This window comes from Akkermansia sp. UBA7090 (assembly GCF_002493465.1).
GTDB lineage: Bacteria > Verrucomicrobiota > Verrucomicrobiia > Verrucomicrobiales > Akkermansiaceae > Akkermansia > Akkermansia muciniphila_A.
The window spans coordinates 130116-156838 of sequence record NZ_DKYW01000017.1; the positions used below are offsets into that span (position 1 = coordinate 130116).

The window sequence follows — 26723 nt, forward strand, 5'->3', positions numbered from 1 at the left end:
AATGAAATTTCCGGGAAGTTCCCAATCCTCCATGTTATTTCATATGCCCGGAGCCACGGGACTTGATCTTTCTATCGTGCTGGCGCCCCCAGCCGCCCTTATATAAAAACTCCGTTTTTCCATCGCGGCCTACAGTCCGGTCAATCAGGTCTCCGATTTCCTGATCAGCGTACCCGGCCTTTTTAAGATATTTGACCACTTCACCAGCCTGCCCCGGATAAAAGCGGACCAGCATCTCCACAAACGCAGGCTCCAATCTCTTTTCCAAATGATACTTACCATTGTCATTGCTGTCTTCATTACGGTATCCTGATCCACACAGCAGCCGAATTTGGAAATCGTCACGAGATGGCATCGCTGCGGCCCCCAGATGTCCTGCCTGTAAAATGCCGAAAAACTGAAATGGCACCGAACTTCCATGATTTCGCGGCCGTCAAGACGTTCCGTTCCCTCTCCCCCTTCTCCATCATGGATGCGCCATGAACATATCCAGTCCCACGACTGGGGGAAAACGGGCATGTTCCACGTCTGCGGCAACAACCGTACAGGAAAACCATGCGACCTATTAAAAGGATTCTTATATTGTTAACAACAGTCACCATCAGACGCAGATGATATCCCATTGCCATTTCCCATTATTTCATAGCAAAAAGCTCTAACATCCCGCAGCCTTTGCCTGCTACAAGATTCTGATGCTCTTCACGCCATAATACATTGCCGCGCCTCTGTTGACGTAGTCTTCCGGGTTTTGAGACAGGTCCACCCAGAAAATGAAAGAGCACCACGGGGAGGGAGGAGAGAGGGGAGGAACAATGATTTCCTGTATGCTGGCCATTTTCTGCTCCAGAATCAGGCGGACGCGCTTTTCATGCTGCCCGAACAGAAGCAGATGATCATGAATGGTTGAAAAAACACATATCCCGGACAACGCCAGAAAAACAGCCACAGTTATCTGCGGACGGGGCACGGCACCGGGGATGCCGTACCACATACGAAGAAGGGCCAGCACGCCGATACCGAACAGCAGGGTGGCGGAGAACATGGCATGATCCGCCGGAATGACGGCGGCGGCGAAAGAAAGAGCCATGGCATAAGACGCCAGAATATATGCCGCCGATATTCCAAGGGAAATTTTCCATGCCCGGAAAGAGTTCCGGTCTCTATGGAATTTTTTCCAGAGAACCCAGGCAGCCGCCACGCCCAGCAACACCGGAAGAGCCAGGTATTCATGCATCCGGAGCAGGAGCGAAGGGAGAGCTTCCCATCTGCTCCAAAAACCGGAAAGGGGTTCCGCGCAGCCGGGAGTGGCGGAATGCATCCGGGCGGAAATGCCGGGCGCAAGCAGCATGCACAGGGAACCTGCCACCTGAAACGCAAGACCCGCATAAAACCACAGGGGAAGTTTTTTCTTCCGCACCAGGCGGACAAAGACGAACAAGGCTCCCAGCAACAGCCAGGTTCCCGGAATATTGTTTTCATTGGTCATGCCCGCCGGAAATCCCAGAACAGCCGCAGCGGCAAACTTTCCCCAGCTATTGTTTCTTCCGGAATCTCCCTTTCTCCCGGATTCCGCGTCTTCCAGCAAACCGCGGTACAGACACAGAAAGCCCAGCCAGACGGCGGCGCCCCAGGAATAGTTGGTGGCTCCGGAGAGCCAGTAAATCGTGACGCCGGGCCGGGCCGTGCACGTGAACAGCAGGAGAAGCCCCAATCCGAACAGACGCACGTCCGGCCAGGAACGGGGATCCACCCTGCGCCCGGAAGCCAGATAAAACATCATCAGCGCAAGACCGACCTGCACAAAGGGGTTGAGCAGCATGAAGAGCCATTTTCCCGCCGTCGCTACGGCAAAGGCCAGGTATTCCCCTATTCTGGGATTCCAGGTCATGTAGGAGGCTACGCAGCGCTCCCAGACCAGGCTGAAAGAGAAGCAGTGCTCTATGCCCGTCAGGGCATGATGGTACGTATCGGAAGTGAGAGGACTCCACCAGCTGAGGAGCGCCGTATACAATAAGGCGGCTGCGGTCAGCGCCCAAAACCACACCCTGGACGTGCGGGGGGACATCATCAGCTCGGATCCGGTTTCCTTTTCCGCAGTGCGGGAGGCAGATCCAGGTCTTCCCCATCAAGAATGAGGGGGCGCACACGGGCAAAAAGGCCGTGGCCCGCACGCTCTTCTTCTCCTTCCTCCGGAGGCAATCCTTCCTCCAGCTCCTTGATGTCAGGCATCGGGACTGACTCCAATTCCGGCTCCGCCTCCGTTTCGGAAATTTGCGCAACAGACGCGGACTCCCGGAGCGTTTCCCCTTCATCCGGAATATCGGAGACAGGCCTTACGGGCACCAGTTCCTCTTCCAATTCACGTTCATCCCTCCTGGAGACGGCAACAGGGGCGGGAAGATCCGGCTCCGGATGCCGTTCCGGTTCGTCAACCGGGGCAGGAGGAGCAGGCTGAATAATGGTTTTCCCCTCTCCGAGGAAAGATTTTTCCTCCGGCACAAGCACTGTCTGCGGCTCCGCTTCCCGCTGAAGCACAACAGACGGGGAAACAGAGGTCTCTGCCACAGGCACGGCGCCCAGCACGGTCAGGGACAGGCGGTCTTCCGGCTGCTGCTCCACGGAAGCGCCAATGTGGAGGCGCACTCCCCTTCCCAGAATTTCCGCCACACCGTCCACCAGGTCTTCCAGACGCTGCAGCGTCAGGGAACCTCCGCCGCGCACCAGAACCAGGACATCGTCCACTTCTCCCAAACGTTTTTCCAGAAAAAGCGGGGAATGCCGGACCTGGTTCAATATATCCGCCACGGAAGCATCCGCAGACGCTTCACCCACGCCAAAGGAGCAAATCCCTTTTCCCGTTCCGGCTACGCTGAGCAGGTCGTCCAATCCCACCCGGAGCAGGTTTCCGGAAGAATTCAACAGAGACGGCACAATAAGCACGGCGCGGGCAATAAGGGCATTAACCACGGAAAAGGCTTCCAGCACCCCCTTGTCGGGATCTATGAGGCTTTCCATGGCGTCATTATCAAACCGCAGCACCATGTCGGAATACAGGGCAAGCCGGGCCAAAGCTTCATCCGCCTGGGCAGAGCGCCGTTCCCCCTCAAACCTGAAGGGGCGGATGACAACGCTGACGACATAAGCCCCCTGTTCCTTGGCCAGACGGGCCGCTTCCGGAGCTACGCCGGATCCCGTTCCCCCTCCCAGCCCGGCGGCAAGGACAGCCAACGCGCTGCCTTCCAGCGCACGGAGAATGGAAGACTCGCTTTCACAGGCCGCCTGGGCTCCTACGGAGGCGTCTCCGCCGGAACCGAGGCCCCTGGTAAGCCTGGCGCCCAGATGAATCTTGCACGGAACGGATGAAGCGTTCAATAGGCGGGCATCAAGATTCATGGCGCAAACGGAAGCTGACTGGGGAGCCAGCAGCAGCACTTCCTCCATTACCTTGGTTCCTGCGGCCCCAATGCCGCACAGGCAGATTTTTCCGGGCAGGCCGGACGGCCCCTGGGGAGAGATTTCCAGCATGGTTGTTAATTTGGATAAAGGTTGATCAGGAGGTCTTCTTTCCGAAGAAGCCCAGCATCCGTCCCAGCCAGCTGCGCTGCTGCGGCAGTTCGGCATCCAGAATCTGGGCATACCGTATCAGGCCTATGGCCGTGCAGTAGCGCGGATCATCCAGGTAGGAAGGCGCACCGTTTTTAACCAGCGTAGGCCGGCTGATGGCCACGCCGAACACGTGGGAGGCCAGTTCCCCCACGCCGCGCATCAGGCTGGCGCCCCCGCACAGGTAAACGCCGTGGCAGCGGTTGCCCTTGAAAGTATCCTTGGGCAGGGAAGATTTGACCAGGTTGAAAATTTCCAGCAGGCGGGAACGGATGATTTCATTCAGCACGTTGCGTTCAATGGCGGCATCCTTCATATGCCCCTCTCCGCGCACGCGCACCATCTCGTTGGTTTTCCCGGAAAAGCTGTTGGCGTCCCCTTCCGTCTTCTTGAGCAGTTCCGCCTGGGCCAGAGGAATGCCGGTCATCAGCGTGATGTCATTGGAAATGTGGTCGCCGCCCAGCGGCACACATCCGGAGGCCACAAGCTGGCCGTCCAGGTAAAGCACATAGTCCGTCGTGCCCGCACCCATGTCAATAAGCAGAGCGCCCGCCTGCTTGACCTGCCTGTTGAGCACAAACTGGGCCGTGGCAATGGGGGCGAAAACCACATCCGCAATATCCAGCGGGACTTCCCGCACGCAACGGAAGGAGTTGGTGATGCGGGATTTGATTCCGTGGATGATATGGCAGTCGATGTCCAGGGTTCTTCCGGTCAATCCGGCGGGATTGGTCAGGTTCTCCTGCCCGTCCACGGAAAAGAGACCGGGCACGCGGTGCAGGACGAATTGTTCCGGCCCCAGGGCGACGTCCCGGGCGATTTCCGTCACCTCGTCCATATGCTCCTGGGAAATAATGCTTTCATCCGGGGGAAGACGGAACGTTCCCCGGTTGTTCTGCCCCACAATATGGGCGCCTGTCACGGACAGATAGACGGTCATGATATCCACGTCCGCATGGTCCTGGGCCATATTCCAGGCATCGTAAATGCACTGGATGACCTTGGAAGTGTCTTCAATCTCTCCGCGAACCACGCCCTCGCTAGGAACCTCACCCACGCCGATGATTGTCACGGTCGCATCGGGCTTCACTTCGCCCACGACCATGCAAGTCTTGCTTGTCCCTATCTCAAGCCCTACGTGAATTTTTGTCTTAGCCATGAAAATCAAGGAACTATCAACGTCCTCGCACCTGATAGCACATTACTTTCCATTATTCAAGAAAGCCTGCGCGAACATACGCAGAAAACGCGGTTTTCCTCCGCGCTGCCCCGGTTCAAAGGCCTGTGGGATGGCGCACCAGGAAGTGCCTGGTATTGCGGCCGTCCACTCTCCAACGAGGGCCTTCGCCGCGGCGCCCGCTTCCCGTAGTGTCAAACCGGAGGCCGCAGATGACCATGAAGACGTGTCCATTCTTGGCATAAATGGAAATCCAGTCCCCGGCGCCTTTCTGCCCGTAATTCAGGAAAAGCCTGGAATGGCGGGTGGACGTAAGAAGGCCGGCTTCCTTCAGCACAAAGGAAGTGCTGCCGGAACAGTCATAATGGGTATCATGATGCCTCCTGTGCCCCCCGCCCAGCCGGTACGGCTTGTTGACCAGGGAATTGGCCGCCGCAATGGCGCGCTTGACCTGCGAAGGGGCATTTCTGGGGGGAATGGCTTTCCCGTTGTGAAGCACGGCCGTCTTGCCGGGCACAAAGTGGTAGGCGGGAAGACGCGCAGGAGCTTCAACTTGTTGCTGGGAGGAGCAGGAAGAGAGAAAAAGGCCGGCCAAAAGGGCGCCAGCCACGGAGAGAGTTTTGTGGGCCGCAAATGTCATGAGAATTATAAACTGCGGAATTCCCGCCTCCTTGGCAAGAAAATAAATTTCCCCCGTCCACATTACATGGTAGACGGGGGAAAGAAATCAGCAATATTTAGCCATTGGAACGGCTGTGGGCATCTTTTTCCACGGCCGTCCACAGGGAATCCAGGGAAGCCTGGACTTTCGCCAATGCTTCCTTCACAGGATCGCCCGGTTTCCCGTGCCCGAAGAGGTAGTATTTAATCTTGGGTTCCGTCCCGGAGGGGCGCACCGCAAAACTGCGGCCGTCCGCCAGATCTACGAATATCATTTTTTCCGCCGGAATAGGATCGCCTTCCGCATCCACCATGTCGCCCTTGGAAAAGTCCCGGATGCCGCTGACGGCTACGCCGTCCACTTCCGTGGGAGGATTGGAGGAATAGGAAGCGGCAAGGGCGGCGATTCTGGCCGCGCCGTCCGCGCCTTCCATAACCAGCGATTTTCCCATTTCCAAATACACACCAAACTGCTCAAAGAGTTCATGCAGCAGTTCCAGAAGGCTCTTGCCGATGCTTTCCGCATACGCGGCCAGTTCCGCAAAGATGATGGCGGCGGAGTTGGCGTCCTTGTCCCGCACGAAGTCCTGGGCCAGGTAGCCGTAGCTTTCCTCCCCGCCGAAGACAAAGTAACGGCTGTATTCCAGACGCAGGGCGCGCGTCTGTTCTTCGCTCATCTTGCGGTAGCCCTCCCGTTTTTCCGCCGGAATGGCCTGTTCATATTTACCGAGTTTCTGGGCAATATACTTGAACCCCGTGAGGACGTTGACCACTTCATAACCGAAGTGGTGGCCGATGGCGTCCTGAAGCCCCGTCGTCACAAAGGTTTTCACCATCACGGCGCGGGAACGGTTGGAGTCATTGATGATGCCAAGATCGGACATGCTCATGCAGCGGTACCACGCCAGCAGGGAGCCGATCTGGTTGCCGGTCAGCAGGTGCATCTTTCCGTCTTCCCCGCGCACGGCCACCCCCATGCGGTCCGCATCCGGGTCCGTGGCGATGACGATGTCCGCTCCGGAAGCATCCGCCTGTTCAATAGCCAGGGCCAGAGCCGGCGGATTTTCCGGGTTGGGGGAAGCAACCGTCGGGAAACGTCCGTCCTGAACATCCTGCGCCGCCACGGTCTGCACGTTGCAGCCCAGTTCCTTCAACAGGGGCACGATGATATGGCCGCCCGTCCCGTGGAGGTTGGAGTAAACGATTTTAGCTCCCCCCTTGTTGAAAAGTTCCGGACGGAGCAGCACCGTTTTCAAGCGGTCCATGTAAATGCGGTCAAAGGAGGAATCCAGCACATGAAGGGTTCCGCGCCGGTCTTCCGGCAACGGTTCATATTCTTCGGAAGTCAGGGAATTGACCTCCCTGATCACGGCCTTGTCATGCGGAGGCACCAGCTGGGCTCCATCATTGAAGTAAGCCTTGAAACCGTTGTCATGGGAGGGGTTGTGGCTGGCGGTCAGCACCACGCCGGAATCCGCATGAAGCTCCCGGATAGCAAAGGAGATTTCAGGAGTGGCGCGAGGACTGTCAAACAGGTAAATGTCACATCCCAGGTCCGTGCCGATTTTTGCGCAGAATTCGGCAAAATCACGGGAAAAGTGGCGCGTGTCGTGTCCGATGACCAGGCGGGGCTTCCTGCCCGGGTCCGTAGCCTCCACATGCTTGTTCACATAAATAATCAGGCCACGCATGGCCCGCCCCACATTGAAGTAGTTCATGCAGGCGGTTCCCACGCAGGGATATTCCGGGCGGCCGTTCACGCCGCCGTTCCCCTGCTCGGCCCGGGTGACGATGCTGCCGATGGTACGTCCCCGCAGCCCCCCTGTGCCGAAGGCCAGCGTTTTGTAAAAACGGTCGTTCAGCTCCTGCCATTCCCCGGCGGCAGCCAATTCTTCTACGGCCTCGCGCGCTATGGGGGATTTGGTACCATCCAGCAGAAGGCGGATATTGGTCCGGGAAGACTCCAAAAGCTTCCCTTCTTTAACGGCATTCATCAGGGATTCGTCCAGTGTATTCATGCTGGCGGAATAGTACATCATGCCCCTTGTTTGACAATAGCTCTTTCCATCATGGCCTGAGAAAAAACGCCATATTCATCCCGGTGCGGGTGCGGGAAATGCTTTCCTCCCCGTCCCCTTGTTATTTAAAGGGACTGGCGGTCATACAGCTCCCGGTACAACGGGCAAGAGGCATAAAGCTCTGCATGGGAACCGTCCCCGACGATGCGCCCGCCCTCAAACACCAGAATGCGCGTCGCCACGCGGATGGAACTGAAACGGTGGGCCACAATAAGCGCCGTCCTTCCCTCCACCAGCCGGTCCAGTTCCTGCTGGATCAGGGCCTCGCTTTCCGCATCCAGGGACGCGGTGGCTTCATCCAGAATCAGGATGGGAGCATCCTTCAGGAAAGCGCGGGCAATCGCTACACGCTGCCGCTGGCCGCCGGACAATCCGCTGCCTCCGTCGCCAAGCATGGTTTGATAGCCGTCCGGCATGCCCATGATGAAACCGTCCGCAGCCGCGGCGCGCGCCGCGGCCACCACCTCATCATCCGTAGCATCCTGACGTCCCAAACGGATATTTTCCATAATGGTGCCGTGGAACAGGACGGGGTGCTGGGAGACGAAGGCGATATTCTTGCGCACATCATGCAGGGAAGCGTCCCTCACATCCACGCCATCCACGCGCAGGGCTCCGGAACTAACGTCATAAAACCTGGGAAGGAGGCTGGCAAATGTCGTCTTTCCGGCGCCGCTGGGCCCTACCAGCCCCACTACTTCCCCGGGGCGGATATGCACGTTGATGCCGTCCAGCACCTTGCGGGCGCCGTCATAGGAAAAGGAAACGCCGTCATAATCCAGGCGGCCGGCGGCGCGGCCCATAGGAACGGGATCAACGGCCTCCGGCATGGTATCCGGTTCTTTCAGGAGGTAATTGATGCGCTCCAGGGAAGCATAAGCGCTCTTCAAATTGGTGAGCGTCACGCCCAGCCGTTTGAGAGGGTCGTAACACATGAACAGGGCGGCGGCCAAAGCAGTGAAATCAGCCTTGGTGATGCCCATTTCATGTCCCCTTACCAGCAAAACGCCCAGGCCCAGCGCCGTCACCATTTCCAGCACGGGAACCAGGAAGTGCCTGTACTTCACCGTTCTGAGATTGATTTTGAAAAAACGCTGAATCAGCCCCAGGAAAAGTTTTACCTGCTGTTCCTGCATTCCGTAGGAACGGATTTCACGCTGGGAGGCCAAATTCTCCTGGGCGGCGGCCGTAATATTGCCCAGTTCGTCCTGAGCCTGTTTGGACTTCTTCATCACGCGGCGGCCGAAAAAGCGAATGGGCCATATGGCCAGCGCAATCAGCCCCAGATTCATCAGGACCAAAGCCGTATTCGGATCAACAAATACCTTGTACACCAGGAAGGCAAGGGCGGTCAGCAGAGTCAGGGGCTGCTTGATGATGTCATTGGCCGCAACCACCAGCCCCCCCTGCACATTGGCGGCGTCATTGATAAGCCGGCTGATCAGGTCCCCCCGTTTCTGACGGTCAATGAAGGAAAGGGGCAGCGTCTGCAATTTGGAAAAGGCGTCCAGCCTGATTGCCTCCAGCACTTTCATGCTGACGATGCTGATCCAGTACACGTTGAAGAACGTGCCTATGCCCCGGACGGCGAAGACCAGAGGCAGCAGGGAGCATACGGCCAGCAGCACCGCCATGCGCATGTGTTCCGGGGCCACCAGCCGGGCGATCATGTCCTGAAGCTCCGGGGGAATCTGTGTATTGTCGAATACCACCGGAAATACTTTGGCAATCATCAGCGGAAAGCCGAAACCGCTGGCGGCGGCTGCCAGGGCCCCGGCAGCCAGAGCGGCAATGAACAGCTTCATCACGGGCTTCAAATACCGCGCATATTCAAAAAACTGTCTTAACATGAGGCGCCTCCTTCCTCCTCCGCAATCATCTGCTGCTTATTGTAAAGTTCCCGGTACAGGGGAGAAGAAGCCATCAGCTCTTCATGCGTGCCGTCCGCAACCACGCTTCCCTTCTCCAGCACCAGAATGCGGTCCGCCATCCGGATGGTGCTGAAACGGTGGGCAATAATGAACGTCGTGCGGCCGGAAGCCAGTTTCTCAATCTCCTTCTGAATCTGTTCCTCGCTCTTCATATCTAGGGAAGCCGTGGCTTCATCCAGCACCAGGATGGGAGCGTTTTTCAGAAAGGCCCTCGCCAGGGAAACGCGCTGCCGCTGACCGCCGGAAAGCCCTTCCCCCATTTCCCCGATCATGCGGGAATACCCTTCCCCCGTCTCATGGATAAAACTGTCCACGGCGGACATGCGCCCGGCTTCTTCCACTTCCGCGTCGGAAGCGTCCGGACGGCCGATGCGAATATTGTCCGCCACGGAGCCGCGGAACAGAACGGGATACTGGGAAACCAGCGCTATGTGGGAAAGAAGATCCTTTTTACCCATCTCCCGCACATCGATGCCGTCCACCTTCACGCTGCCGGAAAGGACATCATAAAAACGGCACAGCAAATTAATGAATGTCGTCTTCCCTGCTCCGCTGGGCCCGACCAGGGCCACCACCTGTCCGGACGGAATGCGGAGATCAATGTTCCTCATGACGGGGGAGTCCTGCTGATAACCGAAGCAAACGTTGCGGAACTCCACTTCCCCCTTCCATGCCTCCGGGCTTCTTGGATTTTCCGGTTCGGGCACGTCATCCGGAGCATTCAGCACGTGGTTGATGCGTTCCAGACCGGCATTAAGGGTTTCCGCCTTGTTATGGACGGAACCCAGCTTCTTGACCGGCTCATAGCAAAGATACATGGCCGTGGCCAGCGCGGCAAAATCCCCCATGTTCATGCCGTTCATATTGCCAACCAGCAGGGTGGCGGCCATGGCTATGGCGCTGACGAACTCAATCAAGGGGGTCAGCAGGCTCTGCCACCTGACCGCGCCGATAGACGCCTGGATATAACGGCGGATTCTGTCTCTGAACAGCCCTATCTGCTGCTGTTCCAGTTCAAAGGCCCGGATATCCCGCTGGGAAGAAAAATTCTCCTGAAGCGTGGAGGAAAGATCCCCCTGGCTGGATTGCACCACCCGGGCGCGGGCAAGCATTTTCTTGCCGATGTACCGAATGGGAATCACGCAAACGCCTACCAGGAGCATATTCGCCAGCAGAATAAGAAACTGCTGGCTGACGGAAGCCCTGTAAATCAGAAACCCTAACGCGGCCAAAAGAGTCAGGGGCTGGATAATGAGGTCATTGGCAATCTGCACCAGGCCTCCCTGGAGAAACTGGGTATCCTGCATCAGGCGGCTCAGCAGGTCCCCCTTCTGCTGCCGGTCGTGAAAAGCCAGGGACAAATCCTGATACTTTCGGTAAACCTTGAGCCGCAACGTTTCCAGCACTCCCAGCCCTATTTTGGAAAGCAAATAGACATTGACAAAAGATGACAGGCCGCGCACCACCACTACCAGCGGGAGCATGGCCGTCGTGGCCCACACCGTCACCAGGGGCAGGTTTTCCGGGCTCACATACCACAAGAGCACGCGTTCCGCCCAGGGGGGCAGCGGTTTCCCGTCAAAAATCACGGGAAACATCTCCTGTAAAATCACCGGAATGCCGAAACCGCTGGCAACAGCGGCCACCACGCCTCCGACCACAGCCCACGCCAGCGTGCCCCTATAAGGAAGAAGATACTCGCGCCACAATGCCCTGGCGCGCTGGATGGAGGATTCCTGCCCCTCTGTTGACTGTTTCCTCATAAGTATTCCGAATAGCCGCGCCCGGGAACGGACGGCGCGCAATCGGCAGGGATCATACCATGAAGACCGTGAATGACAAGCTCCTTGAAATAAAAACTGCATGAGTAAACGCCTGGGGGCGGACCTCCGGTCATCCCGGCTTGCCCGCCGCCCCGTAATGGTCTACCTTTCCGTCGCATGCTGAAGACAGGATTCATCCAACCGGAAACCATTCCCGGCCACTTTCCCCGAAACCTCAGAACCATCGTGGAACTATACCGCTCCTGCCTGGACGCAGGCGCGGAGCTCGTCCTCTGTCCGCCGCTGGCCCTCAGCGGCGTGCATACCGGTGAACTGGCTTTGCGCAGCGGCTTCCGGGCCCAGCACCGGGCGGCCCTGGCCTACCTGGCACGGGAAATAGCGGACGTCCCCCTGCTGCTGGGAGCGGCGGACGCGGAAGGAATCCGATTCCATCTGTTGAGGAACGGCCTTTCCTTTCCCCGGCAGGCCGTTATCCCTCCCGCCCCGCATGGGAACGAACACGTCCCTGTCTTTGGCATCCGGAGAACGGAGGATGAAGCCGTTTTTTCCATCGCCCCGTGGGAAGAAAGTCCTCCGCCGCACGTTTCCTCCACATGCCTGCTGCTCCGCACGCCTGCCCATGCATGGCATGAGGGGCTGCTGGAACAGGATGAGGCAGAAGCCCGCCGTACGGCGCGGGAAACAGGTCTCCCCGTATTGACGGCCCGCCTGGCCGGGGGAGAAGGTCCGTTTCTGCTGCCCGGCGCATCTTCCGTATGGTCCGGCAACGGACATCTTCTCAAACGGCTGCGTCTTTTTGAACGGGACTCCGCCGTCATTTCACCGGGAAACTCCACAGGAACGGACTCCCCCCTGCCCTCCCCGGAAAAACAGCTCCGGCACGCCCTACGCAAAGGGATGGAAGACTTCATTTTGAAAAGCGGGTATGGGGCCGTCTGCCTGAATTTGCTGGAAAATTCCGCTTCCCTTCTGTTAGCGGAACTATTGAAGGAAATGCGGCCCTCTCTGGCAGTAACGGGGTTTATCCCCTCCCTGCCCGGCATTCCGGAAGAGACAAGGGAAAAGGTTCAAGCCTTCGCCGGCGCGGCTGGCATTGGCGTACGGACGGTTTCTTCCCCTAATAAAGCCTCAGGGCTGGACGAAAGAGCCACGGCCGCATGGCTCATGCGCCAATGGGCGGAAGAAGAAGGAGCCCTGCCGCTCTCTTCTCTGACGGGAACGGATATCATGACGGAGCCCCGCTTCCTTCCTGCCGCTTTAGCCGCGGATTTCATGCCGCTGGGGGATTTATACGAGACGGAACTGGCAAACCTGTTCCCCGGTTTCATTTCCCCAGCTCCGGAGGCCGCCATGCGTGACGGATTTCTCATCCGCCTGCACCGGAAACATGAATCCGCCACGGAGCTGGCGAACCGGTTTCCGGAATCGGAAAGGGAAATACGCCGTTTGCAGCGGCAGGCCCGCGCATCCGAATGGACGCGCCTGAAACTGCCGCCCCGCCTCATGCTGCGCTCCATCCCCGGAACGCAGGAAACGCCTTATATCCATCGGCTGGCAGACTGACGCGGAACCTTCCTTTTCCTCCCGTGGCATACATTGCGCTTGCTCTTGAAGCGGAAGAAATGATTAGTAGAAGCCATGCAATTCCATATAGCAACCATGATCGGCCGCGCCGCTTTAAGGCTGGTTGACCGGTTGGGGTCAATCGGATTGCTGCTTTATCAAGTGGCTTCATGCATGTGGTCCGGCCAGTTCCGGATGCGCGTGCTTGTGGAGCAAATTGCAAAAATAGGGGTGCAATCCCAGCCGGTGGTCATCATCACCGGCGCGTTCACCGGCGCGGTGCTGGAAGCCCAGACACTGTTCCAGCTTCAAACGGTGAGAATGGAAACCATGGGCGGGGCCGTCGTCGCCGTGGGCATGTTCCGGGAGCTGGGGCCCGTCATCACCGGGCTGATGCTTGCGGGGCGCGTCGGGTCCGCCATGGCCGCGGAAATCGGCACCATGAAAGTCACGGAACAGGTGGATGCCCTCAACTCCATGAATGTGGATCCGGTAGACTACCTGGTGAAGCCGCGGATACAGGCCATGCTTATTTCCATGCCCATTCTGATGATGGAAGCCGTTCTGGTGGGCATCGCCTCCGCATACATCGTCAGCGTCACCGCTTTTAACGTAGACCAGGCCTACTGGATGCACTTCATGAGCAAATTCGTCACTATGGGGGACATCATCGTCGCCCTGGTCAAGGCTCTTGCTTTCGGCCTCATCATTTCCATCATCTCCTGCCGGGAGGGGCTGAACACCACAAACGGCGCCGTGGGCGTAGGCAAATCCACCATGCAGGCCATGGTGTACGCTTCCGTGGCCCTGCTCATCGCCAACTTTATCCTGACCATGATCCTCAACTCGTTCTTCCCCATGGGATTCATGAGATAGCCTTTCCCCGCCGCCATGCAGCCATTCATCCGCGTCCACCAGCTCAGACAAAGCTTCGGCACCCAGGAAGTGCTGAAAGGCGTAAGCTTTGACGTGGGCAAAGGAGAACTGATGGCTTTAATAGGAGGTTCCGGAGCCGGGAAAAGCGTCATTCTGAAACATCTGGACGGCCTGATGGACCCCTTGGACGGCTATGTGGAAATAGACGGCAGGCGCATCAGCGCCGCGCCGGAAAAAATCAAAAAGCAAATCCGCAGCAAAATCGGATTCATGTTCCAGCAGGGAGCCTTATTCGATTCCTTGAGTGTGGGAGAAAACGTAGCCTTCCCCTTGCGGGAGGCGGGGATCAGGGATGAAAACGAACTGGACACCCGTATTTCAGCCGCTTTGGATTCCGTAGGGCTTCTGGGACAGCAGGAAAAAATGCCGGCCAGCCTCTCCGGCGGCATGATCAAGCGCGTCGCCGTAGCCAGGGCAATCATTACCACTCCGGAATGCCTGCTCTATGACGAGCCCACCGCGGGCCTGGACCCCATCGTCACGGACAGCATCAGCTTCCTCATCCGGCAAATCTGCAAGGACAAAGGCATCACCACCGTCATTGTCTCCCATGACATGCCCAGCGTGATCCGCATCGCAGACAAAATCGTCTATCTCAGAAACGGTGAGGTTTACTGGACGGGAACCCCGGAAGAACTGCTGCACTCCAAAGACGAAATCCTGCAAAAATTCCTGTACGGGGACTCCGGGGAAAACTGGGCAGCCCTGTCCGGCAAAAATGAAAATTTCCAACGGGTTCTGCTGGAACGGGCGGAACGGGAACGCAAACAATAACCATCTTGCCACAGAGCCATGAAACAGAAACTTAAACCGGAAACATGGGTAGGCCTCTTTCTGATCGCCGGAATTCTGATGATTATCGGAGTCATCCTGGGATTCGGCAACATCAAAACCTCCAAGGAGCAAACCTACCCCATCAACATCATTTTCAAAGATGCGGCGGGACTCATCAAGGACTCACAAATCCGCCTGGGCGGCGTCACGGTGGGGAAAGTCACCAAAGCCCCTGAACTCCTGCCTTCCGGCAATGAAGTCATGCTGGAAGCCAGCATCCAGAGCGACGTAAAAATCCAGCAAGGATCCGTCTTCCGGGTGGACATGCAGAACATCCTGGGCGACAAATACATCGATATCGTCCCTCCGGCCCAGCCCACGCATGAATACATCCTTCCCCATGCCACCATCATCGGTCAGCCGGAGAGCGATTTCAGCAAAATCAAAAACAATGCCGTGGGAGCCACAGAGGAAATCCTGAAAATCCTCAAGCAAATCGAGAAAAATTCGGACAACATTGACGACGCCATCCTCAATATCGGAGAGGCGGCCAAAGGGCTGGCCCAGACGACCAGGCTGATCAATGAGGGTATCCTGAACCGGGAGAACCTCCAAAACCTCGGCAGCGTACTGTCTCAAATAAACCGGGCCGGAGAACAACTCCCCGGTCTCATGGAAGAAACGCGCTCCTCGGTCGCGGCCATGAAAGATACCGTCCGGGATGCCCGCAAACTCATTGCCGGAGCCGAAGAAAAATTCAGCACTCTGGACCCCGCCATCAAGGAAATCCCCCCCACGCTGGCCGCACTGCGGAAAGCATCTGAACAAATCTCCTCCATCACGGCTGACGCACGTAAAAACCAGGGCTTTCTGGGGTTGCTCATGTACGACGCGCGCTTCCGGGCCAACGCTCAGGAATTCATCCGTAACCTGAGGGATTACGGCATTCTGCGGTACCGGAATCCTAACGAACCCCAAGTCAAACCGGACCCCCGCGGCGGTTTTTCAGGAAGCCGCCGCTGACAGGCCGCACAATTCCGGGTGAAGCCGCTTTACACACTTGCCAATAGTGGGAAGCGTGCTAAATAATTTCCAATGTGAGAGGCGAAAACATGTAAGCCGACATGTTTTTCAACAGAAACCAACCCTTAATACTCTAATCAACCATGCAAGACAACCAAACCGAACTTGAAACGACCGCAGCAGCAAATGACACCTCCTGCTCCTGCCCTTCCGCCCGCGAGCTTGCCGTCACCAGATTCCAGCAGGCCAGGGCTTTCGCCGCGGCTAAAGTAAATCAAATCCGCAAGGCGGCTACGGAACAGGCCAGCACCATCTGCGACTACGCCCAGGAAAAGGGAGAAGTCATCCGTGACAAGGCCAAGAAGTTTCACGAAGCGGGCGAAGAATACGTGAAGGAAAAACCCACCCAGTCCGTGCTGATTGCCATGGGCGTGGGCCTTCTCATCGGCCTGCTTATCCGCCGTCGTTAACCCTCTCCTTTCATTCCGCGCCATGCGCGCCGCGCGCATGGCGTCCTCCCCTCATCAAACCGAACCATGGGACTGATTGACAAACTCAAGCGAACCTTCGTCACCCCCCTTGTGGAGGAAAAGGAAGAAGGAATGGCCATGGTCCGGTCCCTCCGGGAAACCGGGACGGCAGCCCTGGCCCATGCGGAAGCCCTGGCCGCACTGCTCAAACTGGAACTGAAGGAAGCGTCCAAACGGCTGGGCAAAAAAACGGCCCTTCTCCTGATGGGGGCTTTCATGGCCTTCTTCGGCTATCTTTTTCTGTGGTGCCTGCTGACCGTGGTCATGGCGTACTTCTGGGGATTCATCGCCGGGCTTGCCGTCACCACGGGGCTTCATCTCCTGGCGGCCGCCACGGCGTTCATCCTTTTCAGCCGAACCCATGTAACGCCTATCGCTCCTGCGACGGCGGAAGAACTTAAAACGGATTTATCATGTCTGCAAATGGCTCTCAAGAAAAGCTCGCACTCCTGATGCGGGTGGCTTCCTCCCGGCTGGATATCGTTAATGAAGCGGACAGCCTGGCGCAAAAGACGCAGCAGCAGGCCGACCACTTCCGTAAATTGAAAAAAAAGGCCATGTCCCTGCCTGTGATCGGCTCTATTGTCGGTACGGTGGGTGGCGTTCTTCTTATCCGCATGTTTACGGGGAAAAAAAGAAGAAATCCGGCCCCATCCCCGCAGCCGCCCGCTTCCGGAAGCTGGGTTCATTCCTCCATCTTCCGTTTCATCGTTGAAATCCTGATCACTCTGGCTTTTCCTTCCCTGAAAAAAATGGGGCTCGGCCTGGCCGGCAAAAAATTCCTCAGCCTGTTTAAATAACAGGATTTTCCGGCTAAGACAGCGGGCTTTTTGCCGCCTCTTGAAAAAGGTTCGGGAATGCCGTCGTCGCAAAAAAAACAGAGGCATTCCCCTGCGGCGTTAAAGAAAAACCGTCCCCCCTCCCTGTCTTCCAAGGAACGCCAAACCAGGCCCGGAGGGAAAAAGACAATCTCCCGCGCCGCTCCCCTGTGTCATCCTCCTTCCCTTTCCCGGAAACAAACGTCCGCGGATCTTCCGCAAAGCCCCCTTTCTCAAAATTCTGCATCTGTCGCGGAACGGCGCGAAGCCGCTTTTACAGAAATCGGTTCCCGAATATTTTTTGCTGGTCAAAAAAGCTCTGTTTTCGTTAGTATGCAGCTTTATCAGTTTGCTGCATTCACAACATGAGCGAATACATTTTGCCCCACGTCGACGGATATCTCAAACTTGGACAGGATTACGACTGTTCCGATATCCACCTTGCCGTCAACAGCCGTCCCACCTGGCGCCGGTTCGGCCAGCTTCTCCCCATCTGGGAGGAAGCGCCCAATCTCACGCCCCAGGACACGGAAGTGCTGGCGAGGGGCTTTCTGGAAGACCCGGAATGGAACCGCCTTCAGCAACGGGGGGACGTGGACTTCGCCTACGCCAATGACTTTGGCCGTTACCGCGCATCCGTGGTTAAACAGCGCCTGGGTTATGACATCTGCTTCCGCATCATCAACACGCGGGTGCGCACCATGGAGGAAATAGGCCTGCCGACGGAATACGTGGTGCCCCTCACCCGCTACACCAACGGCCTCATTTTAGTCACGGGTTCCGTAGGTTCCGGTAAATCCACCACGCTGGCCTCCATCGTGGATTTCATCAACCAGGACCGCCACGACCACATCATCACGCTTGAAGACCCCATCGAATACCTGATTCCCTCCAAAAACTGCCACGTCAACCAGCGTGAAGTGCATAAACACACGGAATCCTTCGCCCGGGCGCTCCGCGGCGCCCTCCGTGAAGACCCTGACGTCATCATGGTGGGGGAAATGCGCGACCTGGAAACCATCTCCCTGGCGCTCACGGCGGCTGAAACCGGCCACCTGGTGCTCGGCACCCTGCACACGGGTTCCGCTGCCCGTACGGTGGACCGCGTGCTGGACGTCTTCCCGGTGGAGCAACGCGACCAGATCCGTATCATGGTCAGCGAATCCCTGCGCGGCATCATCTCCCAGCAGCTGGTTCCCAGAGCGGACGGCAACGGCCGCGCTCTGGCCATTGAAATGCTGGTTAATACGCCCGCCATCGCCAACTGCATCCGCGAAGGCAAGACATTCATGATTCCCGGCTGCATTCAGACCGGGAAAGCCCAGGGCATGATCCTGATGGACGACTCGCTCCGGGCCCTGCACCAGGCGGGCCTCATCACCACGGAAGACTGCATCTTCCGCGCGGAAGACAAAACCATCATGAAATCCTTCCTGGGAATCAAGTAACCTTTAATTTTGAAACATTCCTGTTATGGCAGTCATCGACCAATACTTCAAATATCTCGTAGAAGCGGGCGGCTCCGACCTTCACCTCAGCGAAGGCCAGCCTCCCAAAATCCGCGTCAACGGGACTATCTCCGCCATTTCCGACGAAAACCTGGAAGGCCAGGCGTTCAAAAACCTCCTTGCGGAAATATGCGATCCCCAGGCTTTTCAGAAATATCTGGAAGAAGGGGACCTGGACTTTGCCTATGAAATGGATGAAACATCCCGTTTCCGCTGCAACTACTTCAAGCAGCAGCACGGCCTGGGGGCTGTTTTCCGTCTTATTCCCACCAAAATAGCCACGCTGGAAGAACTGGGCGTGCCTACGGTCGTCAAGGAATTCGCCCACATGAGATCCGGCCTTGTGCTGGTCACGGGACCCACCGGCTCCGGTAAATCCACCACGCTGGCCGCCATCATCGACTACATCAACAGCAACCAGGCGCGGCACATCATCACCGTGGAAGAACCTATTGAATTCGTCCATCCCAATAAAAAATCCATCGTCACCCAGAGGGAAGTGCCTCTCCAGACGCCTTCCTTCGCAGACGGCCTCCGGGCTTCCCTTCGTGAAGACTCCGACATCGTGCTGGTGGGTGAAATGCGTGACCTGGAAACCATCTCCCTGGCGCTCACGGCGGCTGAAACCGGTCTTCTGGTATTCGGCACCCTGCACACGAACAACGCCAGCAAAACCATTGACCGTATCATTGACGTATTCCCGTCTGACCAGCAATCCCAGGTGCGCACCATGCTTGCGGGCTCCCTCCGCGGCGTTGTGGCGCAGCTCCTGATGAAGCGCAGCGACAAACCGGGACGCGTAGCCGTCAACGAAATTCTCTTTGCCACGCCGGCCGTGGCGGCCATCATCCGTGAAGGCGCCACGCAGAAAATCCCTGACGTCATCGTCGGCGGCAAGGCCATGGGCATGCAATTCATGGATGACGCCATCTGGCAGAAACTCCAGCAGGGCATCGTCTCCCCGGAAGAAGCCTACATGAAGTGCATTGAAAAGAAGAGATTCCGCAACTTCCTCCCACCGGAATCCGCCCGTCTGGCAGACGCCGGCGGCGGAAACTAAGCTCTTTACCCTCTTTCTCCTGCCATGTCCCCCACTGGAAAATTCACGCTCAGGCTTGTGATTTATGGAGCATTCCTGCTCTATCTGGTGGGGGACCTGTTTGTCTGGCACGGCTTTTTGGCCGGCAGAATGGACGCGTACCTGAAACCGATGCCGGGGCCGCCAGGAGACACCTCCGCCCGGATAGCGGAAGTGTATGGAGAACCTGTCACCGCCAACCAGCTTTCCCGGAGGATTACGGAACTGAAGCTGCTGCGCCAGCCTCCCGTGCTGGATATGGGCGGAGGGATCAAACTTACCCATGAACCGGACATCCCCGGCGATCTGGCTCCGCGGGCCAGGTATGACCTGATCGGCTCCTCCCTTCTGCGCCTGAAAACCAGCGTCAATGACCTCCAGCTTCCCAACCGCAACGCGGAAGCGGCGCGCGCCGTGGAACAAATCCGGTCCCGTTTTGACGGAAACACGGAACAATACCTGAAAACCCTGCATGACCAGAAACTGACGCAGGAACAATTTCAAAAAAAAATAGCGGCCAGGCTCAAACAGACGGAACAGCTCTACCGGGCAACCGCCCAGGCGGCGGAACCGTCCGGCGAAGACCTGAAAACCTGCTACAATCTGATCCGGGACCAACTCACCCCGCCTGATTTGCGGAAAACCAGGCACATCTTCCTGGCTACCTTGCACAGGGATGAAGCCCAGGTCAGGCAAACTGCGGAAACGCTGCTGGCGCGGCTGGAGGCGGGGGAATCCTTCTCCCGGCTCGCCAGGGAATTCAGTGAAGACGAACGTTCCGCTCCCGCAGGCGGGGAACTCGGCTGGATCAACCCCGCCCGCGCAAAGGAAACCCTGGGCCTGGCTTTGGCAGACGTTCCGGACAACAAGCCGGCGCTTCTCAAAAGCCGGTGGGGGTGGCATCTTGTGGAAGCATCCCCTGTCAAAAAAGGGAAAACGCCATCCTATGAAGAAGCGCTCCCGGCTCTTAGGGATGCAGCCCGGAGCCTCAGAAAAGCTCAAGCCGTGGAATTGTACATGGACGGTCTTTTTGAAGAAGCCCACCTCAGAAACCGCATCAAAAACAAGCAGGTCCGCTGACGCTCCAATTCCGGCAAACGGACCTTCGTAAAAACCGGCCCCCCTCCCCCGCCTTCCCTTAATCCGGAACATTTCCCGGGGGCACACGGCTTCCCTGCGGCCGGCTTCCGGCAGGCATGAAACGTCCGCATGCAACGGGGAAAGGCGGCAACATCCCTCTTATTTGCCTTTCCTGACGAATTCCGCTTGCTTTCAAACGCGGGATGAATTAAATTCTTTCCGGTATTTCCCACGGGGTATTAGCTCAGTTGGTAGAGCGTCTCGTTCGCAATGAGAAGGTCAGGGGTTCGAATCCCCTATACTCCACCATCCATCTCTTTTTCCCGCCACTGTTTTTCATTCGGGAATAACGGGTAGCCCTATGAATGGTAACTTATTTAAAATTGTACTGGTTTCAGTCGTTGCCATTCTTCTGGCCATCATAGGCGGCATCATGTCGGCGGACGGGGATCCCCTTTCCATCGTTCTGGCTGTCTCCCCTTTTGTTCTGGCCGCCTTATTCCTGATGAAAGGGAAAGTGTGGTATCTGTGGATGTTGATACCCATTCTTTTCCTGCCCATCCCCTCTTTAAGGGACTACGCCCCTCTCCTTGCTTACGGAATAACCCTTCCTTTTTACTTGTGGAACGCCATGCTCAGGCGTTCAAATTTGACGTGGAATTCCGCTCCTGTTCTGGACGCTGTCGTCCTCGTGCTGTTCATCCACGTGGGCTACATCTTCCTGAGCCACCCCTTTGCTCTGGGGCTGGATGTGCTGGAAGACTACTACGGAGGCAAGGGATATATCCTTTTCCTCCAGGCCCTCTTGGCCTATCTCTGCCTGTCCTCGCTAAAAACAACCAGCCATGAACTGGGCAAAGTGCTTCAATGGGCCGTTTTCCTGACCATCGTTTTTACCCTTATCTCAACTGCCCGGAATCTCCTTTCACCGGACAGCGCCGGGGCGGATCTTGCCGCAAACGCGGGCTCTCCAGACACGCTCTCCGAAGATTCCCGGAACTCCTCTTTCCTCAGAATTTCTATCCTGGCGCTGCAACTGCTCATCATCAACTACTCCGTGTGGCAGATGATCAAGCGTCCCTGGTGGGGGGCGCTGCTTCTTCTTGGAACCGTCGGCATCCTGTTAAGCGGATTCCGCTCCGCCATGGCCCAGGTTCTGTTGCTGTTCTTCACCATCTCCCTGATCTACAAAAGGTGGTTCTTCTGCCTTCTGGTTCCCTTCTTCGGAGCGCTTCTGCTTTTGCTGCTCTCCTCTGCAGGAATGCTTCATTCCCTGCCTTTCGGCATCCAACGTACGCTTTCAGCCGTTCCTTTCCTGGACGTCAGCGCACAAGCCAAGGCAAACGCCGAAGACTCCGTCAACTGGCGTTTTGAGATGTGGAGCTGGGCTTTGGATGACCGTGAACACTTTATTCAGGACAAAATATTCGGAGACGGCTTTTCACGGGATATCAGCATCGTGAAAGCCAATGTTTATGAAGAAGCCTACAACCTGAGCAAAGACCAAAGCGCCTTTGCATGGAACGGTCAGTGGCACAGCGGCCCCATTTCCACGATTCAAACGCTCGGCTACATCGGGATTTCCCTGTACCTCATCCTGTCCGTCGTTGGCATGACCTACGCATGGATCGTCAGTAAAATCTACCGCAATCATCAATACAAACTCGGCATCCTGTATGTTTCCGCCGTCTATTTCACCAAACCGATCTTTTTTTTCCTGATCTTTGGTGAAAGCATCACCATTGCGATGGACATCATATCCCTGGGCATCATTAAAGTACTCTACTCCTGCGCCAAGAGGGAGGGGCTCTACGTATCCCTCCATGTCCGCAAGGAATACATGCCGCTCATGATCCGGAGAACGCAGGAAAAACGGCAGGCCGCCGCAACGGCATCCATTTCCGCCTGACCGCCCCCTTTCCTTCCCCGGGAAAAACAGGCGTTCCTGATGCTTGAGGCTGGACTAATTCAAAGGGAGTTGCTACCTTTCGGTGCGGTTCCTTTTCCCATGTCAGCAGATACTTCCCACCATATCATCGGTCTCATTCCGTCACGCTGGGGTTCCTCCAGATTTCCGGGCAAGCCCCTCCACCTCATTGCAGGAAAACCTCTTGTTCAGCATGTATGGGAACGCGTCTGCCGCTGTTCCCGCCTGGACGCCGTCGCCATCGCCACGGACGACCAGCGCATTTTTGACGCCGCCGAATCCTTTGGAGCCAGGGCCATCATGACCTCTCCGGACCATCCCAGCGGCAGCGACCGCCTGGCGGAAGCGGTACGTTCCTTCCCTGCCGCCACGCATGTCGTCAATATCCAGGGGGACGAACCTCTCATTGACCCGTCCCTGATTGACAGGCTGGCGGATGCCCTGGTCTCGGACGAAGCCCTCTCCATGGCCACCGTCGCCTGCCCCATCAGCGCTCAGGAGGACCTGGACAACCCGAACATCGTCAAAGTAGCCCTGGCCTGTAACGGAGACGCCCTGTACTTCTCCCGTTCCGTCATTCCCTACGCCCGCCATCCCCGCGTAGCGCCCCCCTTGCGCCATCTGGGTATTTACGCCTACCGCCGCGACTTCCTTGAAAACTATGTCCGCTGGGAACCAACTCCCCTGGAACAAACGGAATCCCTGGAACAGCTGCGCGCACTGGAAAACGGGGCCAGAATCCGGGTCATCCTGACGGACCACGTCAGTGTGGGCGTGGATACGCCGGAACAGGCGCAACAGGTGGAACAAATCTTATTAAACATACACTAGGAACCAAATCATGAAATACATCTTCGTCACAGGCGGTGTTGTCTCCTCTCTCGGCAAAGGGCTGGCAGCGGCATCCATCGGCACGCTGCTGGAACGCTGCGGCCTCAAGGTAACCCTTCAAAAATTCGACCCTTACCTGAATGTGGACCCCGGAACGATGAGCCCGTTCCAGCACGGGGAAGTGTACGTCCTGAACGACGGGGCGGAAACGGACCTGGACCTGGGCCATTACGAACGCTTCGTTCATTGCAGCCTCTCCCGGCTCAACAACCTCACCTCCGGCCAGGTCTTTGAAAGCGTGCTGAGGAAGGAACGCCGGGGAGACTATCTGGGAAAAACGGTTCAGTACATTCCGCATGTTACGGATGAAATCAAAAACCGCCTCTATGAAGTCACGGAAAAATCAGACGTGGACATCATCATCACGGAAATCGGAGGCACGGTTGGGGACATGGAAGGCCACATCTTCCTGGAAGCCCTGCGCCAATTCGCTCTGGAAGTAGGCCGTGACAACGTCTGCTTCATCCATGTCACCCTGCTCCCCTATATCAAGGCCGCCGGGGAAATGAAGACGAAGCCCACCCAGCAATCCGTCGCCAAGCTCCGGGAAATCGGCATCCAGCCGGACGTGATTATCTGCCGGACGGAATACGACATGAGTGAAGACGAACGCCGCAAAATCGCCATGTTCTGCAACGTGGAGGCCAAAAACGTCATTGCCTTCCGCGACGTCAAAAACACCATCTACGAATGCCCCCTGGATCTCAGCCAGGATAAAATAGACCGCATTGTCACCAGGCGCCTGGGGCTGGACGTTCCGGCGCCCAATCTGGCGGACTGGCAGCGTTACGTCGGCCGGGTCATCAGCCCCAGCCACTCCATAAAAATTGCCGTGGTAGGCAAATACATCGCCCTCCAGGACGCCTACAAATCCATCTATGAATCCTTCACTCACGCCGGAGCGGAAAATGACGCCCGTGTGGAAATTCTCCGGATAGACGCGGAAGAAATTGAGGAAAAAGGCGCGGAGGCCATGATCGGCTCCGTGGACGGCATTCTGGTGCCGGGCGGCTTTGGCGACCGCGGCATTGAAGGAAAAATCCAGACGGTGGAATACGCGCGCGCCAAAGGAATCCCGTTCCTGGGCATTTGCCTGGGCATGCAGGTGGCCGTCATTGAATACGCGCGCCACATCTGCGGCATGGATGACGCCAATTCCACGGAATTCGACCAGAAAACCACCCACCCCGTCATCAGCCTCCAGGAAGAACAAAAAGGCATCCAAGCCATGGGAGCCACCATGCGCCTGGGCGCCTACAAGGCCCTGATCCGGCCCGGAACGCTGGCGCACAAGCTCTACGGCAAGGACAGCGTCACGGAACGCCACCGCCACCGGTACGAATTCAACCCGGCCTACCGCGACGAACTGGAAAACGCAGGGCTGGTCATCAGCGCCGTCAATGACGAACACGGACTGGTGGAAGTCGTGGAACTTCCCGAACATCCCTTCTTCATCGCCTGCCAGTACCATCCGGAATTCCAGTCTGCTCCCAACCGGGCCCACCCGCTCTTTTCCGGTCTGGTTTCAGCCGCGCTGGAACACAAGAGCCATTCTTGATCCCTTCATCAAGCCCGTGGCCTTTTCCGGAATCTCTATTCCGGAAAAGGCCTTCTCTTTCCAGGCATGCTCACGGACCTTTTCGTCATCGTCATCTACTTTCTGGCTATCTTCTGCATAGGCATCTATGCGGGACGAAGGCAAAACTCCCTGACAGACTATGCCCTGGGCAACCGTTCCCTGCCCTGGTGGGCTATTCTGGCCTCTATCCTGGCGGCGGAAATCAGCGCAGCCACCTTCCTGGGAGCTCCCGGGGAAGGATACCATACCCGCAACTTCACGTACGCCCAGCTCTGCATCGGCACCATCCTGGGCCGCATCATCGTCGGCAGGCTCTTTCTCAAACCCTACTATGACTACAAGGTCGTTTCCATCTATGAATACCTGGAAAAAAGATTCGGGCTCCTGACGCGGCGGACGGCCTCCATGGTCTTCCTGGTCAGCCGGGTGCTCGCCAGCGGAACCAGGCTCTATTTCGCGGGCATTCTGCTGGTCATCGCCTATCAGTTCCTGACAGGCGCCACGGCGGACGCCAGCCAGACTGTCCTGCTCTACATTGCCGCCCTGGTTGCCATCTCCGTCGCCACGACCATTTACACCGCGATCGGCGGATTGAAAGCCGTCGTCTGGACGGACGTCCTTCAGGCCGTCGTACTGGGAGTCTCCATGCTCTCCGCCCTGTGGGTACTGTTTTCCCATATCCCCGGAGGGTGGAGCTCCATCTCCGCCGCCATGAATGGTGGAGACGACTGGAAATTCTTCTCCTGGGGAACCGGAGAAGGGCTGGACTTCCTCCAGCAATGCGCCCACGTGCTGGGCCAGGAATACACGGTATGGGCAGCCTTCCTGGGAGCAACCTTCATCACCATGGCCACGCACGGCACGGACCAGGACATGGTGCAGCGCATGCTGGCGGCAAAAAACAGCAGGGCGGGAACGCGTGCGGTCATCGTATCCGGCTTGCTGGACTTCCCCATCGTCATCGTTTTCCTCTTCACGGGCATTCTTCTCTATGTCTTCTACCAATACAACCCGTCAAACCTCCCCGCAGACACGCCGCAGCTGCATGTGTTCCCCTACTTCATCATCCATGAACTGCCCAACGGCATCCGCGGGCTGCTGATCGCCGGCCTGCTGGCTACGGCCATGGGGTCCCTTTCCACGGCTCTAAACTCCCTGGCTACTACCGCCACCAGGGACTGGTACCAGGGAATATTCAAACCGGAAGCCACGGAACGGCAGCTGCTCCGGTGCGTGCGCTGGGGGACGGCCGGGTTCTCCCTGCTGCTCATCCTCGTGGGCTCCGTCACGGCATGGTATGTGGTTCATCACCCGGAAATCCGCATCATCCAAATAGCCCTGGGCATCTTTGGCTACACCTATGGCTCCCTGCTTGGCATCTTCCTGTTGGGAATGCTGACCCGCACCAGAGGAAACGATTCGGGAAACATCATTGCCATGGCGGCAGGATTTTTTATCATCGCTTTACTGACGGGGCTCATCCCCCTGCCCTCAGGCTGGCAACAATATATCCCGGAAACAGCCTTTCCGTGGCGCGTGACCATCGGAACGCTGGTTACTTTTATCGTCGGGTTCTGTTTCAGGAATCGCCGCCTCTCCGTGCGCTGAACGGGGGACTGCCGTCGCCCCGCCTGATTCATAAGCCGCAGTTTCCCTTCAAACCTCCTGTGAAAGGAAGTGAAGGAGCAAGCGAAAAACAGGGAAGTAGGAGATAAAAATCCCTAAGGAGGCATCTTTGTTAAACGGGAGTATCTCCTTTTCCCCGGAACAGGGGAAAATCGTC

The 26723-nt window shown here is 57.3% G+C and carries 22 protein-coding genes and 1 tRNA gene; 15 read left to right on the forward strand and 8 right to left on the reverse strand.

Annotated features, from left to right (window positions below; translation table 11 throughout):
• Positions 1-34: 34 nt before the first annotated feature.
• The 8 genes from B3075_RS06535 to B3075_RS06570 form a co-directional block, all read right to left on the reverse strand.
• The gene (locus tag B3075_RS06535) at positions 35-409 is read right to left on the reverse strand and encodes a hypothetical protein (RefSeq protein WP_290487684.1); all 375 of its coding nucleotides are present in this window, start codon (positions 407-409) and stop codon (positions 35-37) included.
• Positions 410-679: 270 nt separating this feature from the next.
• Positions 680-2068: a DUF6056 family protein gene (locus B3075_RS06540; RefSeq protein ID WP_290487685.1), complete on the reverse strand. Its 1389-nt coding sequence runs from the start codon at positions 2066-2068 to the stop codon at positions 680-682.
• Positions 2068-3525 carry a cell division protein FtsZ gene (locus tag B3075_RS06545; protein WP_046435928.1) on the reverse strand — a complete coding sequence of 486 codons (1458 nt, stop codon included), beginning with the start codon at positions 3523-3525 and terminating at the stop codon, positions 2068-2070. The genes B3075_RS06540 and B3075_RS06545 overlap by 1 nt, the downstream gene beginning before the upstream one ends.
• Before the next feature lie 25 nt (positions 3526-3550).
• Entirely contained in the window at positions 3551-4762 is a 1212-nt protein-coding gene (gene ftsA, locus B3075_RS06550) for a cell division protein FtsA (protein WP_046436134.1), read from the reverse strand.
• 115 nt (positions 4763-4877) lie between these two features.
• A complete protein-coding gene (locus B3075_RS06555) occupies positions 4878-5390 on the reverse strand; it encodes a hypothetical protein (protein WP_046436133.1) in 513 nt (170 codons plus the stop codon).
• Positions 5391-5517: 127 nt separating this feature from the next.
• Complete coding sequence (locus B3075_RS06560; RefSeq protein ID WP_257227615.1) at positions 5518-7458, reverse strand: phospho-sugar mutase; 1941 nt, start codon at positions 7456-7458, stop codon at positions 5518-5520.
• 125 nt (positions 7459-7583) lie between these two features.
• Positions 7584-9368: an ABC transporter ATP-binding protein gene (locus tag B3075_RS06565; RefSeq protein ID WP_094135614.1), complete on the reverse strand. Its 1785-nt coding sequence runs from the start codon at positions 9366-9368 to the stop codon at positions 7584-7586.
• Positions 9362-11212 (reverse strand): ABC transporter ATP-binding protein, encoded by a 1851-nt coding sequence (locus B3075_RS06570; RefSeq protein WP_290487707.1) that lies wholly within the window; start codon positions 11210-11212, stop codon positions 9362-9364. The genes B3075_RS06565 and B3075_RS06570 overlap by 7 nt, the downstream gene beginning before the upstream one ends.
• A 177-nt stretch (positions 11213-11389) precedes the next feature.
• Between B3075_RS06570 and B3075_RS06575 the strand changes: the two genes are divergently transcribed.
• The 15 genes from B3075_RS06575 (at position 11390) to B3075_RS06645 (ending at position 26548) form a co-directional block, all read left to right on the forward strand.
• Complete coding sequence (locus B3075_RS06575; protein ID WP_290487709.1) at positions 11390-12796, forward strand: hypothetical protein; 1407 nt, start codon at positions 11390-11392, stop codon at positions 12794-12796.
• A 75-nt stretch (positions 12797-12871) separates the two neighbouring features.
• A complete protein-coding gene (locus tag B3075_RS06580; RefSeq protein ID WP_290487711.1) occupies positions 12872-13672 on the forward strand; it encodes an MlaE family ABC transporter permease in 801 nt (266 codons plus the stop codon).
• Between the two features lie 15 nt (positions 13673-13687).
• Positions 13688-14506, forward strand: a complete 819-nt coding sequence (locus tag B3075_RS06585) for an ABC transporter ATP-binding protein (RefSeq protein WP_290487713.1) — start codon at positions 13688-13690, stop codon at positions 14504-14506.
• An 18-nt stretch (positions 14507-14524) separates the two neighbouring features.
• The gene (locus tag B3075_RS06590; protein ID WP_290487715.1) at positions 14525-15529 is read left to right on the forward strand and encodes an MlaD family protein; all 1005 of its coding nucleotides are present in this window, start codon (positions 14525-14527) and stop codon (positions 15527-15529) included.
• A gap of 143 nt (positions 15530-15672) precedes the next feature.
• A complete protein-coding gene (locus B3075_RS06595; RefSeq protein ID WP_012419221.1) occupies positions 15673-15999 on the forward strand; it encodes a DUF883 family protein in 327 nt (108 codons plus the stop codon).
• A gap of 66 nt (positions 16000-16065) precedes the next feature.
• Entirely contained in the window at positions 16066-16512 is a 447-nt protein-coding gene (locus B3075_RS06600; RefSeq protein ID WP_290487720.1) for a phage holin family protein, read from the forward strand.
• Positions 16473-16859 (forward strand): hypothetical protein, encoded by a 387-nt coding sequence (locus B3075_RS06605; RefSeq protein WP_290487721.1) that lies wholly within the window; start codon positions 16473-16475, stop codon positions 16857-16859. The genes B3075_RS06600 and B3075_RS06605 overlap by 40 nt, the downstream gene beginning before the upstream one ends.
• Before the next feature lie 383 nt (positions 16860-17242).
• A complete protein-coding gene (locus B3075_RS06610) occupies positions 17243-18325 on the forward strand; it encodes a type IV pilus twitching motility protein PilT (RefSeq protein ID WP_012419224.1) in 1083 nt (360 codons plus the stop codon).
• A gap of 25 nt (positions 18326-18350) precedes the next feature.
• A complete protein-coding gene (locus tag B3075_RS06615) occupies positions 18351-19445 on the forward strand; it encodes a type IV pilus twitching motility protein PilT (protein WP_094135599.1) in 1095 nt (364 codons plus the stop codon).
• Positions 19446-19469: 24 nt separating this feature from the next.
• The gene (locus B3075_RS06620) at positions 19470-20543 is read left to right on the forward strand and encodes a peptidylprolyl isomerase (RefSeq protein ID WP_290492052.1); all 1074 of its coding nucleotides are present in this window, start codon (positions 19470-19472) and stop codon (positions 20541-20543) included.
• A 233-nt stretch (positions 20544-20776) separates the two neighbouring features.
• Positions 20777-20852: transfer RNA gene (locus tag B3075_RS06625), tRNA-Ala, on the forward strand.
• Positions 20853-20904: 52 nt separating this feature from the next.
• Complete coding sequence (locus B3075_RS06630; RefSeq protein WP_290492053.1) at positions 20905-22452, forward strand: O-antigen ligase family protein; 1548 nt, start codon at positions 20905-20907, stop codon at positions 22450-22452.
• 99 nt (positions 22453-22551) lie between these two features.
• Complete coding sequence (kdsB, locus tag B3075_RS06635; protein WP_094135593.1) at positions 22552-23301, forward strand: 3-deoxy-manno-octulosonate cytidylyltransferase; 750 nt, start codon at positions 22552-22554, stop codon at positions 23299-23301.
• Positions 23302-23311: 10 nt separating this feature from the next.
• A complete protein-coding gene (locus B3075_RS06640) occupies positions 23312-24919 on the forward strand; it encodes a CTP synthase (RefSeq protein WP_094135591.1) in 1608 nt (535 codons plus the stop codon).
• Between the two features lie 66 nt (positions 24920-24985).
• The gene (locus tag B3075_RS06645) at positions 24986-26548 is read left to right on the forward strand and encodes a sodium:solute symporter (RefSeq protein ID WP_290492054.1); all 1563 of its coding nucleotides are present in this window, start codon (positions 24986-24988) and stop codon (positions 26546-26548) included.
• Positions 26549-26723 lie beyond the last annotated feature (175 nt).